At 65.6% G+C, this 13550-nt stretch carries 14 protein-coding genes; 5 read left to right on the top strand and 9 right to left on the bottom strand.

The features are described 5' to 3' along the window. Positions 1-55: 55 nt before the first annotated feature. Positions 56-409 (top strand): glyoxalase superfamily protein, encoded by a 354-nt coding sequence (locus tag AAHM38_RS20425; protein ID WP_004633583.1) that lies wholly within the window; start codon positions 56-58, stop codon positions 407-409. 68 nt (positions 410-477) lie between these two features. Here the strand turns inward: AAHM38_RS20425 and AAHM38_RS20420 are convergent, their stop codons facing one another. Both AAHM38_RS20420 and AAHM38_RS20415 read right to left on the bottom strand, forming a co-directional pair. Beyond that, on the bottom strand, positions 478-666 hold the full coding sequence (locus tag AAHM38_RS20420) for a hypothetical protein (protein ID WP_116577064.1): 189 nt from the start codon (positions 664-666) through the stop codon (positions 478-480). Between the two features lie 61 nt (positions 667-727). Beyond that, complete coding sequence (locus AAHM38_RS20415; RefSeq protein ID WP_004633581.1) at positions 728-1198, bottom strand: PRC-barrel domain-containing protein; 471 nt, start codon at positions 1196-1198, stop codon at positions 728-730. Between the two features lie 196 nt (positions 1199-1394). Between AAHM38_RS20415 and AAHM38_RS20410 the strand changes: the two genes are divergently transcribed. From AAHM38_RS20410 to AAHM38_RS20400, 3 genes are all read left to right on the top strand, one after another. Beyond that, positions 1395-1871: a hemerythrin domain-containing protein gene (locus AAHM38_RS20410; protein WP_037028006.1), complete on the top strand. Its 477-nt coding sequence runs from the start codon at positions 1395-1397 to the stop codon at positions 1869-1871. A gap of 52 nt (positions 1872-1923) precedes the next feature. Next, positions 1924-3714, top strand: a complete 1791-nt coding sequence (locus tag AAHM38_RS20405) for a thiamine pyrophosphate-requiring protein (RefSeq protein ID WP_116577065.1) — start codon at positions 1924-1926, stop codon at positions 3712-3714. 166 nt (positions 3715-3880) lie between these two features. After that, positions 3881-4795 carry a LysR family transcriptional regulator gene (locus AAHM38_RS20400; protein WP_012760907.1) on the top strand — a complete coding sequence of 305 codons (915 nt, stop codon included), beginning with the start codon at positions 3881-3883 and terminating at the stop codon, positions 4793-4795. 1 nt (position 4796) lies between these two features. Here the strand turns inward: AAHM38_RS20400 and AAHM38_RS20395 are convergent, their stop codons facing one another. From AAHM38_RS20395 to ttcA, 7 genes are all read right to left on the bottom strand, one after another. Beyond that, complete coding sequence (locus AAHM38_RS20395; RefSeq protein WP_116577071.1) at positions 4797-5810, bottom strand: zinc-binding alcohol dehydrogenase family protein; 1014 nt, start codon at positions 5808-5810, stop codon at positions 4797-4799. Between the two features lie 114 nt (positions 5811-5924). Continuing rightward, positions 5925-6845: a patatin-like phospholipase family protein gene (locus AAHM38_RS20390; RefSeq protein WP_116577066.1), complete on the bottom strand. Its 921-nt coding sequence runs from the start codon at positions 6843-6845 to the stop codon at positions 5925-5927. Positions 6846-6953: 108 nt separating this feature from the next. After that, complete coding sequence (locus tag AAHM38_RS20385) at positions 6954-7226, bottom strand: hypothetical protein (RefSeq protein WP_116577067.1); 273 nt, start codon at positions 7224-7226, stop codon at positions 6954-6956. 128 nt (positions 7227-7354) lie between these two features. Then, a complete protein-coding gene (locus AAHM38_RS20380; RefSeq protein WP_342234314.1) occupies positions 7355-7474 on the bottom strand; it encodes an aromatic-ring hydroxylase C-terminal domain-containing protein in 120 nt (39 codons plus the stop codon). Positions 7475-7786: 312 nt separating this feature from the next. Next, on the bottom strand, positions 7787-9625 hold the full coding sequence (gene glmS / locus AAHM38_RS20375; RefSeq protein WP_037027997.1) for a glutamine--fructose-6-phosphate transaminase (isomerizing): 1839 nt from the start codon (positions 9623-9625) through the stop codon (positions 7787-7789). Between the two features lie 117 nt (positions 9626-9742). Further along, a complete protein-coding gene (gene glmU / locus AAHM38_RS20370; RefSeq protein WP_116577068.1) occupies positions 9743-11110 on the bottom strand; it encodes a bifunctional UDP-N-acetylglucosamine diphosphorylase/glucosamine-1-phosphate N-acetyltransferase GlmU in 1368 nt (455 codons plus the stop codon). A 338-nt stretch (positions 11111-11448) separates the two neighbouring features. Beyond that, entirely contained in the window at positions 11449-12396 is a 948-nt protein-coding gene (gene ttcA, locus AAHM38_RS20365; RefSeq protein ID WP_012760902.1) for a tRNA 2-thiocytidine(32) synthetase TtcA, read from the bottom strand. Between the two features lie 166 nt (positions 12397-12562). On the opposite strand from ttcA, the gene panE reads away from it, so the two are divergent. Next, complete coding sequence (gene panE, locus AAHM38_RS20360; protein WP_165835813.1) at positions 12563-13516, top strand: 2-dehydropantoate 2-reductase; 954 nt, start codon at positions 12563-12565, stop codon at positions 13514-13516. Positions 13517-13550: the final 34 nt, after the last annotated feature.

Here is a 13550-nt window from a genome sequence, read left to right as displayed (position 1 = left end):
GCGTCACAGCCGTGACTAGAATGCCGTCACCGAATCGGTAAAAAGGAGCCCCTGCATGGCTGTCCGACGCATCGTCCCCAATCTGCATGCAGCCGACCCGGCACGTGCCCGCGCGTTCTATGCCGAACTGCTCGATCTGGAAGCCGTGATGGACCACGGCTGGATCGTCACCTTTGCCGACACGGCCGCCACCATGACGCCGCAAGTCAGCATTGCCAGCGAAGGTGGAAACGGCACACCGGTGCCGGCGCTGTCGGTGGAGGTGGACGATGTGGATGCGGTGCATAGGCGTGCCGTGTCGCTGGGCCTGGAAATCGTCTACCCGCTCGTTGATGAGCCGTGGGGCGTGCGCCGCTTTTACGTGCGTGATCCGTTCGGCAACGTCGTGAACATCCTGGCGCACCGGTAAGCCGCCAGCCTCGAAAAAAAAAGCCCGCATGCCAGAGGCGATGCGGGCGCGGCAGTGCCGGCGGACTGCTACCGGTGCTTGCCGTTGTGGGTGCGCTTGTCCTGGTGTGCGTCGGCGTCTTTGTCCTTGTCGACAACGCGCGTGATGCCGCCCGTGGCGGGCGGATCACTGGCCGGGAAGGTGTCTTCCACAGCCTTTTCCACCAGCTCTTCACGCTTATGTGCGTGCGGATGCTTCTCTTTCTTGCCCTTCTCCATGGCGACCTCCTGTTTCAAGCGTGGTTGACGACATGCAAGCGAACGGCGTGCCCGAGCGTGCTCAATATTCTTCCCAATACGGACGCGAGCCGTAGTACTCGTGCACCGACTGCGCCCAGGTCGGATCGGCCATCGTGGGCCAGCTGTCCTTGTCGAAACCCGGAGCGGCTTCCAGGCGATCCTTGTTGGCATCGAGCACGAAGCACTTGCGGTCCACGTCGAGCGACATGGCGCTCCACGGCACGGCAAAGAGCTTGTCGCCGATACCCAGGAAGCCGCCCACCGACATCACCGCGTAGGCGATCCGGCCGCGCTGGACGTCGAGCATGATGTCGGTGATCTTGCCGAGGTCTTCTCCATTGAGGTTGACGACGCGATCGCCCTCCAGCGTATCCGCGGCCATCAGTTCGGGGCCCGGACCCGCCGAATCGGAGTCGGCACGCCCGATGATGCGCATGCGTACACCGGCGGTGGTTCCTACACCGGTGCCAGTACCGGTGCCCAGCGCGGTGCCGGTTGTCGTGGTTTGCATAGCAGTTACCTCCCATCAATCAGTTGACGTTCAGGATGATGTGCGGCGGCCACGCATCTGCGCGGCGTCTCGCACGTAACCACCTGTGTCAGCACGAAGCTTGCCTGCGACACATCGCCCGCAAAGGCGCGCGTGCGGCATGCCGCTTGCTCGACGGTACGGCGCATCAAACCAGAAACCCCTACCGGAGAGCCTCATGAACAAAGCTGAAATCCCTGTGGCGCAACGCGCCGTGCTGTCGATGCTGCTGGACGATCACCGCGAGGTGAAAAAACTGTTCAAGACGTTCCAGCAGGAGAAAGACGAAGCGGCCCGCGAGCAAATCGTGCGCGACGCGTGTGAAAAGTTGACCGTGCACACGCAGCTCGAAGAAGAGGTGTTCTACCCGTACGTACGCGACAACGGCGGCGAAGCGTTCAAGGACCTCGTCGACGAAGCCGTGGTGGAGCACGCCACCGCAAAGGATCTGATCCAGCAGTTGAACGGCATGCACGCGGGCGACGATCTGTTCGCGGCCAAGTTCACCGTGCTGGCCGAGTACGTCTCCCACCACGTCGAAGAGGAAGAGACTGAACTCTTTCCCAAGCTGGTCCGACAGCATGTCGACCTGACACCGCTGCAGGAGACTATGGCCGCGCGCAAGGAAGCGCTGCTGGCCGAGACGGCGAGCTGACCCAGTTGACGGACCCGAGACGGACCCGACCACCTGACACCGGACAGACATCATGCAAGCCACCGTCAGCGACTTCCTCGTCGCCCGCCTGTCCGAGTGGGGCGTGCGGCGCATCTTTGGTTACCCCGGCGACGGCATCAACGGCATGTTCGGGGCCCTACAGCGCGCCGGCGGCAAGATCGAGTTCGTGCAGGTGCGGCATGAAGAGATGGCGGCCTTCATGGCATCTGCGCACGCCAAGTTCACGGGTGAGCTTGGCGTGTGCATGGCAACGTCCGGGCCGGGTGCTGCGCACCTCATCACGGGGCTGTACGACGCTCGGCTCGACCACATGCCGGTGCTGGCGATTACCGGGCAGCAGGCGCGCACCGCAGTCGGCGGGCACTACCAGCAGGAGGTGGATCTGGCGGCGATGTTCCGCGACGTGGCCGGCGCGTTTGTCCACCAGGCCAGCATGCCGGCGCAAGTGCGGCACCTGCTGGATCGCGCGGTACGCATCGCCATCGGGCAACGCCGGGTGACGGCGCTCGTGCTGCCAAACGATCTGCAGGAAATGCCCTACACCGAACCGCCGCGTGCGCATGGCACGGTGCACTCGGGCGTGGGCTACAGCGCGCCGAGCGTGATCCCGCAAGCCGCCGACCTGGAACGCGCAGCGGACATCCTCAACAGCGGCCGCCGGGTGGCGATGCTCGTGGGCGCGGGCGCACTCGGAGCCAGCGCGGAAGTGGCGGCCGTGGCGGAAACGCTGGGGGCGGGCGTGGCCAAGGCGCTGCTCGGCAAGGCCGTGTTGCCCGACGACCTGCCTTATGTGACAGGCGCCATCGGCCTGCTCGGCACCGAGCCGAGCTGGGAGCTGATGAACCATTGCGACACGCTGTTGATGGTCGGCTCCGGCTTTCCGTACGCGGAGTTCCTGCCCAAGGAAGGCCAGGCGCGCGGTGTGCAGATCGACCTGGACCCCGGCATGCTGGGGCTGCGCTATCCGATGGAGGTCAACCTCGTGGGCGACAGCGCGCAGACGCTGCGTGCACTGCTGCCGCTGCTCCAGCGCAAGACCGATCCCTATTGGCCCGACCGCATTGCACGCTGGAATGAAAGCTGGTGGAAGACGCTGGAAGACCGCGCATTGCAACCGGCCTATCCCGTCAACCCGCAGCACGTCTTCTGGGAGCTGTCACCGAAGCTGCCGGACAACGTGATCGTCACGAGCGACTCCGGCACCTGCGCCAACTGGTATGCGCGCGATCTCAAGTTCAAGCCCGGCATGATGGGCTCGCTCTCGGGCGGGCTGGCATCGATGGGGGCGGCGGTGCCGTATGCGATTGCCGCCAAGTTTGCGCATCCCGAGCGCCCTGTCATCGCACTGGTGGGCGACGGCGCCATGCAGATGAACAACATGGCGGAACTCATCACCGTGTCGAAATACTGGAAGCGCTGGAAGTCTTCCAAGTGGATCTGCATGGTGCTCAACAATCAGGATCTGAACGAAGTCACCTGGGAGCAGCGCGTGATGGAAGGCGATCCGAAATTCCCGGCGGCACAAGATATCCCGAACGTGCCGTATCACCGCTTTGCCGAGTTGATCGGGCTGAAGGGCATCTACGTGGACAACCCCGACCAGCTGGCCGGCGCGTGGGACGAAGCGCTCAACGCCGATCGGCCCGTGGTGCTGGAAGTGAAGACCGATCCCGATGTGCCGCCGCTGCCGCCCCACGTCATGCTGCAGCAGGCACGCAACTTTGCGACGGCACTGGCGTATGGCGACCCGGATGCGAGCGGTGTGCTGCGCGGGACGGCACGGCAGGTGCTGTCGGCGCTGTTTCCGGTGCATAGGGAATAGGCGTATGGACGTAACGCCCCCGCTCACGCGGTGGCGCGTCGAAGCGTGAGCGCATGTCGACAAGACATGTGGGATGCGAGTCGAAGGGGCAAGGTGCGGAAAGCCGATGTGCTCGGTAAGATGCCGTCCATCCCCGGTTTTTCCACTCCACTCCACACCACGCACGATGATCCGCTTCGACGACCTCACCATCCTCGTGCTGGCCGTGGATAACGGCAGCCTGTCGGCGGCCGCACGCGTGTTGAACATTGCACCCGCGGCAGCAAGTGCAGCCGTCAAGCGGTTGGAGGCGGAACTCGGCGTGCGGCTGCTGGCGCGCTCCACGCGCAGCCTGGCGCTCACGCACGAAGGCGAGCGCTATCTGCAACACGCACGCCGTGCGCTGGCCGATCTGCAGGCCGGGCAGGATGCGCTCGCCCTTGGACGCCAAGCCATCGGCGGCGATGTGTCGCTGTCGATCCCGTCAGACCTCGGGCGCAACGTGCTCATTGGTTGGCTAGACGACTTCCTCGCCGAGCACCCAGCGGTGGCGCTTCAGGTGCGCATCGGCGACCGGCTGGTCGACATGTTCCGCCAGCGCGTCGATGCCGCGGTGCGCTATGGCGAGCCGGAGGATTCGTCCCTCGTGGCGCTGCCGCTGGCGCCGGACAACCGCCGCGTGCTGTGCGCGGCGCCGGCCTACTTTGCGCGGCACGGGGTGCCGAAGACCCCCGACGATCTGCGTCAGCACAATTGCCTGATGCTGGCCCTGTCCGACACCACGCACGACCAGTGGACCTTTCACGGCGCGAGCGACGACGGTCAGGCGCACGTTGTGCGCGTCACCGGCAACCGCATTGCTGACGACGGCGAACTCGTGCGCCGCTGGGCCGTTGCGGGGCATGGCATCGCTTACAAGTCGCGGCTGGATGTACTGGCCGATCTGCGCGCCGGCCGGCTGCAAGCCGCGCTGACCGACTGGCGCGGCGAGGCGGCGCCGCTGCATTTGATCTGCACGCACCGCCTCGCGCTGTCGCCCACGCTGATGCGGCTGCGCGACTTCCTGCAAGAGCGCATCGCCGGTTATCTGGCCGACGCCTGAATCAAAACCCTTCCAGCACGATCTTGCCGCGCGCCTGATTGCTTTCAATAAAGGCGTGTGCGCGCTTGAGGTTGGCGGCATTGATGGTGCCGAAGTGCTCGTTCATGGTGGAGCGCAACATGCCCTCGTCAATGAGCGCGGCCACGCGATTGAGCAGGCGGTGCTGCTCGATCTGGTCGTCCGTGCCGAACATGGAGCGCGTGTACATGAACTCCCAGTGCAGCGACAGGCTCTTCGCCTTGAGCTTGCGCACGTCGAGCTGCGCCGGGTCGTCGATCAACGCAAGGCGACCTTGCGGCTTGAGCGCCTCGACGATCTGCTCGAAGTGGTGTTCGGTCTGGTTCAGGCTGGCGACGTAATCCACCGCCGGCACACCAATGCGATGCAGTTCCGCGGCCAGCGGCTGCGCGTGGTTGATCACATGGTGGGCGCCCAGCTCGCGCACCCAGGCGGCCGTCTCCGGGCGCGAGGCGGTGCCGATCACGGTCAGGCCCGTCAACCGGCGCGCGAGCTGCACGAGCACCGACCCAACACCGCCCGCCGCGCCGACAATCAACACCGTCTTCCCGCTGGGCGCTGCAGATTCCGGCACCTGCAGCCGGTCGAAGAGCAATTCCCAGGCGGTGATGGCGGTGAGCGGCAGCGCAGCTGCCTGCGCAAACCCGAGCGTGGCGGGCATCGCGCCGACCACGCGTTCGTCTACGACATGCAGCTCGCTGTTGGTGCCCGGGCGCTGCAGGGCACCGGCATACCAGACCGCATCGCCCGGCTTGAAGAGCGACACCTCGGCGCCGACGGCGCGCACCACGCCCGCAGCATCCCAGCCCAGCACGCGGGGCTGACCATCCACCGGCGGCATGCCGAGGCGCACTTTCACATCGACCGGGTTGACGGAGATGGCGCGCACTTCCACAAGCACATCGCGGGGGCCTGGCGTGGGTTCGGGCAGGGTCAGGTCGACGAGCGCCTCGGGGCGGTCGATGGGCAGGCTTTGGTAGTAGGCAACGGCTTTCATGGCGGACATTCCAGTGAATTGGATAGCCGCATCATGGGCGCGCAATGCTGGAGGAAACAGACGCGCGGCGCAGATTCAGTTTCAACGCCGGACAGAAAATCGCACCCTGCCGCATCAAGCCGCGTGCACGCCGTGGAGGTCTGCGTTGCAGTTCGGGTGATCTTCGTTGTGGTCGTGCTCACGCAGCGCGCCCGGGATGCTGGTGGCCCCCAGACCATCGGCTGCGAGCCATGCCGCCGTGGCGGCAGCAGCGCGGTCGATCAATTCGCCACAGCGGGCGTAGTCGTAGGGCGACACGTCCAGCGGGCACAACGGCGGCACGACGGTAATGGGCACCTGCCCGGCCCAGCGCTCCAGGTCTTGCACAAGCTGGCGCGCGACCAGCAGCGACAAGGCGTTCAGCGCGTGCTCGATGGCGCTGCGCGGGGCACGACGGTCGGCACACGCAAACCCGGCCGGCAACACGACGACGCGTGTGGCGCCCAGCCGGATGGCCGCAGAGATCGGCGTGTTGTTGGCAACGCCGCCGTCGATCAACAGGCGATCACCAATGCGCACCGGCGGAAACACGCCGGGAATGGCAGCGCTGGCCAGCACGGCCGGCACGATGGCGCCAGACGACAGCACCACCTCGGCGCCGGTGCGCATGTCGGTGGCCACAACGTGCAGCGGCAGCGTGGCCGCCTCCAGCAGGGTCTGCGCGAAATGCCGCGTCAGCAGGCGCTGCAGGCCGGATGCATCGACGAGGTGCTCGCGTCGGCCGCCCAGGATGCCCAGCATGCTGAACATTGCCCGCCAGGACCACGGCATCACGTCGGCGCGCCGCACACCGCGCCACAGCGCCTCGAGCTGCGCGGTGCCGGCCGCGTGCGGATTGCACGCAAAAAAGGCAGCGTTGATGGCGCCGGCTGAGGCGCCCACCACCATGTCGGGCACCACGCCCGAGGCCACCAGCTCGCGCAGCATGCCGGCCTCGATAGCGCCAAGGCTGCCGCCACCGGCAAAGACAAACGCCGTTCGTTCCACTCTGTCCATGATCGATGCCGCGTTGCAGCAAGAAGTCCCAACTGGTCAATCCAGGGACGACTGGAACTAGAGTAGGTCTGCCCCGCCGTTGCGGCTAGTCGGGCCGGTCTGCGGCGATCAGCGGGCTTGCCGCGCGGCGTCCGCGAGGTGCTTCCAGTGCAGAAAACCGAACAGCAACGTCAGCAGCACGCTGTCGAACAGCGGCCCCTTGTGCAGCGCCACTTTGCGAAAGCACAGCACCACTTCCAGCAGGTGCGCAGCCAGCAGCACCAGCGCCACGATGCGCAGCCAGCCGATGGCATCGGTCGACAGCGGCAGTGGCGTGGCATAGCTGAGCAACGCGAGGCCATACACAGCGAGGAGGACGATCTTGCTGAGGACGTTGAACATGCCTGGACTCCAGAGGGACAGTGATTCCGATGCCGTGCAGCATACCGGCCACCGCGGTCCCTCCGTCCGCTTCAAACACCTGGATAGACGCCGCCCTCCACCCGGCTGCATCTGCCGGCGGGCGGCGCTCAGGCCGTCGCCGAGCCGAACCACCGCTGCAACGCCGCCTGCAGCCCCTCGGTCGTTCCGTCACCAACCCACGCCACGTGGCCGCCGAGGCGGACCAGTACTGCGGATGGCGCGGGCACCGTGCCAACCACCGGCAGCGCCCAGGCTCCCGCATAGCGGGCGTCGACCCCGTTGCACGCGATTGGCCCAGGGCGGGGTCCAGGTCGAGATCGGGGATGCGGCGGCCGAGCAGCGGATGTCCTTCACCGAAGTCGTAGCGAACGTCGAGCGCGGAGACCATCCCCACGAGCCGCCTGCGTAGTTCATCCATACGAAACAGCTTCGAGGTGATCTCGCTCAGCGCCGTGGACCGCTCGTCCTGGCGAAGCGCACACCACGAAAAAAAGGCCGTCCCGAAGGACGGCCTTTTCTGTTTCTGCGCCCGCCGAAACTTATTCGACAGTCACCGATTTCGCCAAGTTACGTGGCTTGTCCACGTCCGTGCCGCGCGCCAGCGCCGTGTGATACGCCAGCAACTGCAGCGGCACCACGTGCAGGATCGGCGAGAGCTGCCCGTAGTGCTCCGGCATGCGGATCACCTGGATGCCGTCGCTCGACTGGATATGCGTATCGGCGTCGGCAAACACGTACAGCTTGCCGCCACGCGCACGCACTTCCTGGATGTTCGACTTGAGCTTCTCCAGCAGCGCGTCGTTCGGGGCCACGGTCACGACCGGCATCTGCTCGGTCACCAGGGCCAGCGGGCCGTGCTTGAGTTCGCCGGCCGGGTAGGCCTCGGCGTGGATGTACGAGATTTCCTTGAGCTTGAGCGCGCCTTCCAGGGCGATCGGGTAATGCAGACCGCGACCGAGGAACAGCGCGTTTTCGCGACGGGCAAACTCGTCCGACCACGCGATGATCTGCGGCTCCAGGGCCAGCACCGCGTTCAGCGCCGACGGCAGGTGGCGCAGATGGCGCAGCGCATCTTCTTCCTGTTCGGCGTTCAGATGGCCGCGCAGCTTGGCGAACGTGAGCGCCAGCATGTAAAGCGCGGCCAGCTGCGTGGTGAATGCCTTGGTGGACGCCACGCCGATCTCGGTGCCGGCGCGCGTGAGGAACTTGAGCTGCGTCTCGCGCACCATGGCGCTGGTCGCCACGTTGCAGATGGCGAGCGTATGCGTGTGGCCGAGTTCGCGTGCGTGGCGCAGTGCGGCCAGCGTGTCGGCGGTTTCGCCCGATTGCGAGATCACGACGACCAGCGCGTTCGGGTTGGGCACCGTTTCGCGGTAGCGGTATTCGCTGGCGACTTCCACCTGCGTCGGGATCTTGGCGATCGATTCAAGCCAGTACTTGGCCGTGCAGCCCGAGTAGAAGCTCGTGCCGCACGCCAGGATCAGCACGCTGTCGACCTTGGGCAGCACCTGGGCTGCTTCGGGGCCGAACAGGTCCGGCGCAAAGCCTTGCACGCCTTCGAGCGTGTCGCCCAGGGCGCGCGGCTGCTCGAAGATTTCCTTCTGCATGAAGTGGCGGAAGGGGCCGAGTTCCACGGCGGCGGCGTAGGTGCCGACTTCCTTCACTTCGCGCTCGACGATCTTGTCGTTTGCATCGGCCACGGTGAAGCCTTCGCGGGTGAGTTCCACCACGTCGCCTTCTTCCAGGTAGGCCATGCGGCTGGCGGTACCGGCCACGGCCAGCGCGTCGGATGCGAGGAACGATTCGTTCTCGCCAATCGCCACCACCAGCGGGGAGCCGGCGCGCGCACCCACCACCACGTCGGGGTTGTCGCGTGCAAACACGGCAATCGCATAAGCGCCGTGCAGGCGCTTGACCGACGCACGCACCGAGGCGAACAGGTCGCCGCGCGTCTTGCTGCTCGGGTACGTGTAGGCCTGGTGGATCAGGTGCGCGACAACTTCGGTATCCGTCTGCGATTCGAAGCCGTAGCCGACGGCCTTGAGTTCTTCGCGCAGCGCTTCGTAGTTCTCGATGATGCCGTTGTGCACCAGGGCGATGGTGTCGCCCGAGAAGTGCGGGTGCGCGTTGACGGTATCCGGCCGGCCATGCGTGGCCCAGCGCGTGTGGGCGATGCCGATGGCGCCGTCCAGGTGGCTCGTCTGTGCCTGGGCATCGAGATCGGCCACGCGCGACACGGTGCGCGCGCGCTCGAGCTGGCCATCGCGCTGAATGGCGACGCCGCACGAGTCATAGCCGCGGTATTCCAGGCGGCGCAGACCTTCGATCAGGACGGGAACGATATTGCGCGTGGAAACCGCGCCAACGATACCGCACATGTTGATTTCTCCAGTTTGGGGTGCGGCAGCACTGTCTATGTGCGCCGCACTCGGTAATTCAGTATCGATGCTCGTGCGCCGAAGCGGCATCCGCTGTTCGGCGCAGGAGAAACCCTGTCAGCCTTCCTTCTTCTGCTTGACCGGGCGCTGCCAGCTGTCGATGGTGACCTGCCGCGCCCGCGAGACCGTCAGCTTGCCCTCGGGCGCATCCTTGGTCAGCGTGGTGCCGGCACCCAGCGTCGCGCCCTTGCCAACGCGCACCGGCGCCACGAGCTGCGTGTCGGAACCGATGAAGGCGTCGTCTTCGATGACGGTGCGGAATTTGTTCGCGCCGTCGTAGTTGCACGTGATGGTGCCCGCGCCGATGTTGACGCGCGAGCCGACCGTGGCGTCGCCCACGTAGGCCAGGTGGTTGGCCTTGCTGTGTGCCGCGATCTGGCTGTTCTTGACCTCGACAAAGTTGCCGATGTGCACGTCTTGGGCCAACTCGGTGCCCGGGCGCAGACGCGCGTACGGGCCGATGCGCGAGTCGGCGCCAACCTTGGCGCGCTCGATATGGCAGAACGGCAAAATTTCGGCACCGGCCTCGATCACCGCATCGCGGATCACCGTATGGGCGCCGATGCGCACGCCGTCAGCCAGCGTGACGTCGCCCTCGAAGATGCAGTTGACGTCGATCACGACGTCGCGGCCGCAGGTGAGCTTGCCGCGCACGTCGATGCGCGCCGGGTCGACGAGCGTCACGCCGTCTTCCAGCAGTTGCTGCGCGATGTTGCGCTGGTGAATGCGCTCCAGCTCCGCCAGTTGCACCTTGCTGTTCACGCCCAGCGTTTCCCACTCGGCCAGCGGATGCGCGGACGTAATGGGCACGCCTTCGCTGGCAGCACGCTCGATCACGTCGGTCAGGTAATACTCGCCCTGCGCGTTGTCATTCGACAGCGTCGCCAGCCAGTTCTTGAGCTTGGCCGTCGGGCACACCAGGATGCCGGTGTTCACCTCATGGATGGCGAGTTGCGTTTCGTTGGCGTCTTTCTGCTCGACGATGCGCGTGATGCGGCCTGCGGCGTCGCGCACGATGCGGCCGTAGCCAGTCGGGTCGCCCAGGTGCACGGTCAGCACGCCTAGGTGGTCGTTGCCGGCCGCGCTTACCAGCGCGCTCAGCGTTTCGGCGCGGGTGAGCGGCACATCGCCGTAGAGCACGAGGGTGGGCACGCTCTCGTCGAGCTGGTCCACGGCCTGCATGACGGCGTGGCCCGTGCCGAGCTGCTTGTCTTGCGTGGCGAAGGCGATGTCGGTCGCGCCGACCATCTCGCGCACCCGGTCGCCACCGTGGCCCACCACGACCACTAGCCGCGTCGGCGACATGGTGCGGGCGGTTTCAATGACGTGCGCCAGCAGCGGTTTGCCGGCCAGGGGGTGCAGCACTTTCGGCAGGGCGGAGCGCATGCGTTTGCCCATGCCTGCAGCCAGGATGACGATATTCACAAGGAGGTTCCTAGAGTGACTCGAAGCGATAGCCTGCGACGGGTTGCCGGCACCGGGAATGGCTGCCTGTAACCCACCGCCCGCCACCTCCCCTCAGGATGGCCGGACCGCCTGCAAACCCTTCTGCGGGGCGCTTTTGCGGCGTATAAGACACAGATGGAAAAATTCTAGCATGGGGCCCGCCCTCCCCCTGAACCGGTCAAACGGTGGAATTGTTGCAATCGCGCCATGACCGAGACGGGTAGACCGCCGGCCGGTCGGACGGATGGTGGACGTGCGGCATGGCGCGCTGCGCGCATGAGTGCGCCATACGCCACCTCGCATGGAGGGAGTTGCGCTCAGTTTGCCGCCGCCTCTCCGGGCACGGCCTGCTCGGCGGACTTGTCGCCGGGCTTGCGCTCAAACCGCACGAACTCGATCCGGTCATCGTGCGAGCCGGCAAACACAAGCGGGGCCTGGTCGTAGGCGGTCTGGCCGAACAGCGCGTCTTCGCCGATCTTCGCCAGGCCTGTGGTCAGGCCGTTGAAGTCGAACAGATCGGTATCGGCCAGGTGCGACGGCACCACGTTTTGCAGCGAAGCGAAGATGTTGTCGATACGGCCCGGCGTCTGGCGCTCCCACTCCAGCAGCATCTCCTTGACCTTCTTGCGCTGCAGGTTTTCCTGCGAGCCGCACAGGTTGCACGGGATGATCGGGAATTCCATCGCGCGGGCGTAGGAGGCGATGTCCTTTTCCGCGCAATAGGCGAGCGGCCGGATGACGATGTGGTCGCCGTTGTCGGTGGCCAGCTTGGGCGGCATCGACTTCATCTTGCCGCCGAAGAACATGTTGAGGAAGAACGTGTTGACGATGTCGTCGCGGTGGTGACCCAGCGCGATCTTGTTGGCACCCAGCTCCTTGGCCGTGCGATAGATCACACCGCGACGCAGGCGCGAACACAGCGAGCACGTGGTCTTGCCCTCGGGCACCTTCTCCTTGACGATCGAATACGTATCCGCCTCGACGATCACGTACTCCACGCCCACCTTCTTCAGGTAGTTGGGCAGGACCTCTTCCGGAAAGCCGGGCTGCTTCTGGTCGAGGTTCATCGCAATCAGCTTGAAGTCGACCGGCGCGCGCTTCTGCAGGGCCATCAGCACCGACAGCATCGTGTACGAATCCTTGCCGCCGGACAGGCACACGAGGATGGTGTCGCCGTCTTCAATCATGTTGAAGTCGCCAATGGCGCGGCCAACCTGCGACTGCAGTCGGGTTTCGAGGCGGTGGAAATTATTGGAAAACGTCATGGCATCTCGACCCCGCCAGCGCTGAATAATGGCCGAACAGGCGTCAAATTGTGAGGAAAATCAGCATTTTAGCGCGCACGGGGCGCCGTCTGCAGGGTCACGCGAACAAGCCTAGAATCGTTTGCCTATCTTCTGCTCGATGGAAACGAACCCCATGACGACAGCAATGCGGATTCTGGTGCTTGGCGCCGGTGGCACCGGCGGTTATTTTGGCGGGCGGCTCGCCCAGGCCGGCGCGGACGTGACGTTTCTCGTGCGGCCCGCGCGCGCGGCGCGGTTGCGCCAACACGGTCTCGTGATTCGCAGCCCGCACGGCGATGCGCAATTGCCCGTGCAGACCATCACCGCGGACCAAGCCACGGCTTGGGGCCGCGCCGACCTGGTTCTACTGAGCTGCAAGGCATACGACCTGGAAGACGCCATCACCGCGATCCGCCCCGTGGTGGGCGAGCGCACGGTGGTGCTGCCGGTGCTCAATGGGCTGGCGCATCTGGAACGGCTGGATGCGGCGTTTGGTGAATCGCGCGTGCTGGGTGGGCTGTGCCACATCAGTGCGACGAGTGCGCCGGATGGTGCCGTGCTGCATCTGAGCAACGGCCAGGGCCCCGCCGTGCACTCGATCACCTTTGGCGAGCGCACACCGCATGCGCCGCGCGAGCGCACTGAGGCGATTCGAGACGTGTTTGCCACGGCCAACTTTGATTCCGTGCTGGCCGAGAACGTCATGCAGGACATGTGGGAGAAATTCACGTTCCTCACTTCTCTGGCCGCGATGACTTGCCTGATGCGGGCGACGGTGGGCGAAATCGTCGCCACGGATGAAGGCGCGGCGCTGAACGAGGCGATGTTCACCGCGTGCGAGCGTGTGGCTGCGGCGTCGGGGTATCCGAATCGGCAGGCGGCGCGCGAACGTGCGCTGAACGTGCTGACGCAGGCTGGGTCACCGCTGACGGCATCGATGCTGCGGGATCTGGAGAATGGCGCGCGGGTGGAGGCGGATCACATCGTGGGGGACATGCTGCGCCGTGGGCGGGCGTTGGGGACGGATGTTTCGCTACTGCGGGTGGCGTTTGCGCATTTGCAGGCTTATCAGCAGCGGTTGTTGCGGGCGGCTGTTTGATTGTTTTGTGTTTGTGGTTCATCCCTGGTTTCAT

It is taken from the genome of Ralstonia sp. OTU4908, from assembly GCF_038440115.1.
In the GTDB taxonomy this organism is placed as follows: Bacteria; Pseudomonadota; Gammaproteobacteria; order Burkholderiales; family Burkholderiaceae; genus Ralstonia; species Ralstonia pickettii.
This window is presented reverse-complemented; position numbering and strand designations above follow the sequence as displayed.

Excerpts from the sequence above, each read along its gene's own strand:
- AAHM38_RS20425 (WP_004633583.1), top strand. The coding sequence starts at position 56 with ATGGCTGTCCGACGCATCGTCCCCAATCTGCATGCAGCCGACCCGGCA.
- AAHM38_RS20420 (WP_116577064.1), bottom strand. The coding sequence starts at position 666 with ATGGAGAAGGGCAAGAAAGAGAAGCATCCGCACGCACATAAGCGTGAA.
- AAHM38_RS20415 (WP_004633581.1), bottom strand. The coding sequence starts at position 1,198 with ATGCAAACCACGACAACCGGCACCGCGCTGGGCACCGGTACTGGCACC.
- AAHM38_RS20410 (WP_037028006.1), top strand. The coding sequence starts at position 1,395 with ATGAACAAAGCTGAAATCCCTGTGGCGCAACGCGCCGTGCTGTCGATG.
- AAHM38_RS20405 (WP_116577065.1), top strand. The coding sequence starts at position 1,924 with ATGCAAGCCACCGTCAGCGACTTCCTCGTCGCCCGCCTGTCCGAGTGG.
- AAHM38_RS20400 (WP_012760907.1), top strand. The coding sequence starts at position 3,881 with ATGATCCGCTTCGACGACCTCACCATCCTCGTGCTGGCCGTGGATAAC.
- AAHM38_RS20395 (WP_116577071.1), bottom strand. The coding sequence starts at position 5,810 with ATGAAAGCCGTTGCCTACTACCAAAGCCTGCCCATCGACCGCCCCGAG.
- AAHM38_RS20390 (WP_116577066.1), bottom strand. The coding sequence starts at position 6,845 with ATGGACAGAGTGGAACGAACGGCGTTTGTCTTTGCCGGTGGCGGCAGC.
- AAHM38_RS20385 (WP_116577067.1), bottom strand. The coding sequence starts at position 7,226 with ATGTTCAACGTCCTCAGCAAGATCGTCCTCCTCGCTGTGTATGGCCTC.
- glmS (WP_037027997.1), bottom strand. The coding sequence starts at position 9,625 with ATGTGCGGTATCGTTGGCGCGGTTTCCACGCGCAATATCGTTCCCGTC.
- ttcA (WP_012760902.1), bottom strand. The coding sequence starts at position 12,396 with ATGACGTTTTCCAATAATTTCCACCGCCTCGAAACCCGACTGCAGTCG.
- panE (WP_165835813.1), top strand. The coding sequence starts at position 12,563 with ATGCGGATTCTGGTGCTTGGCGCCGGTGGCACCGGCGGTTATTTTGGC.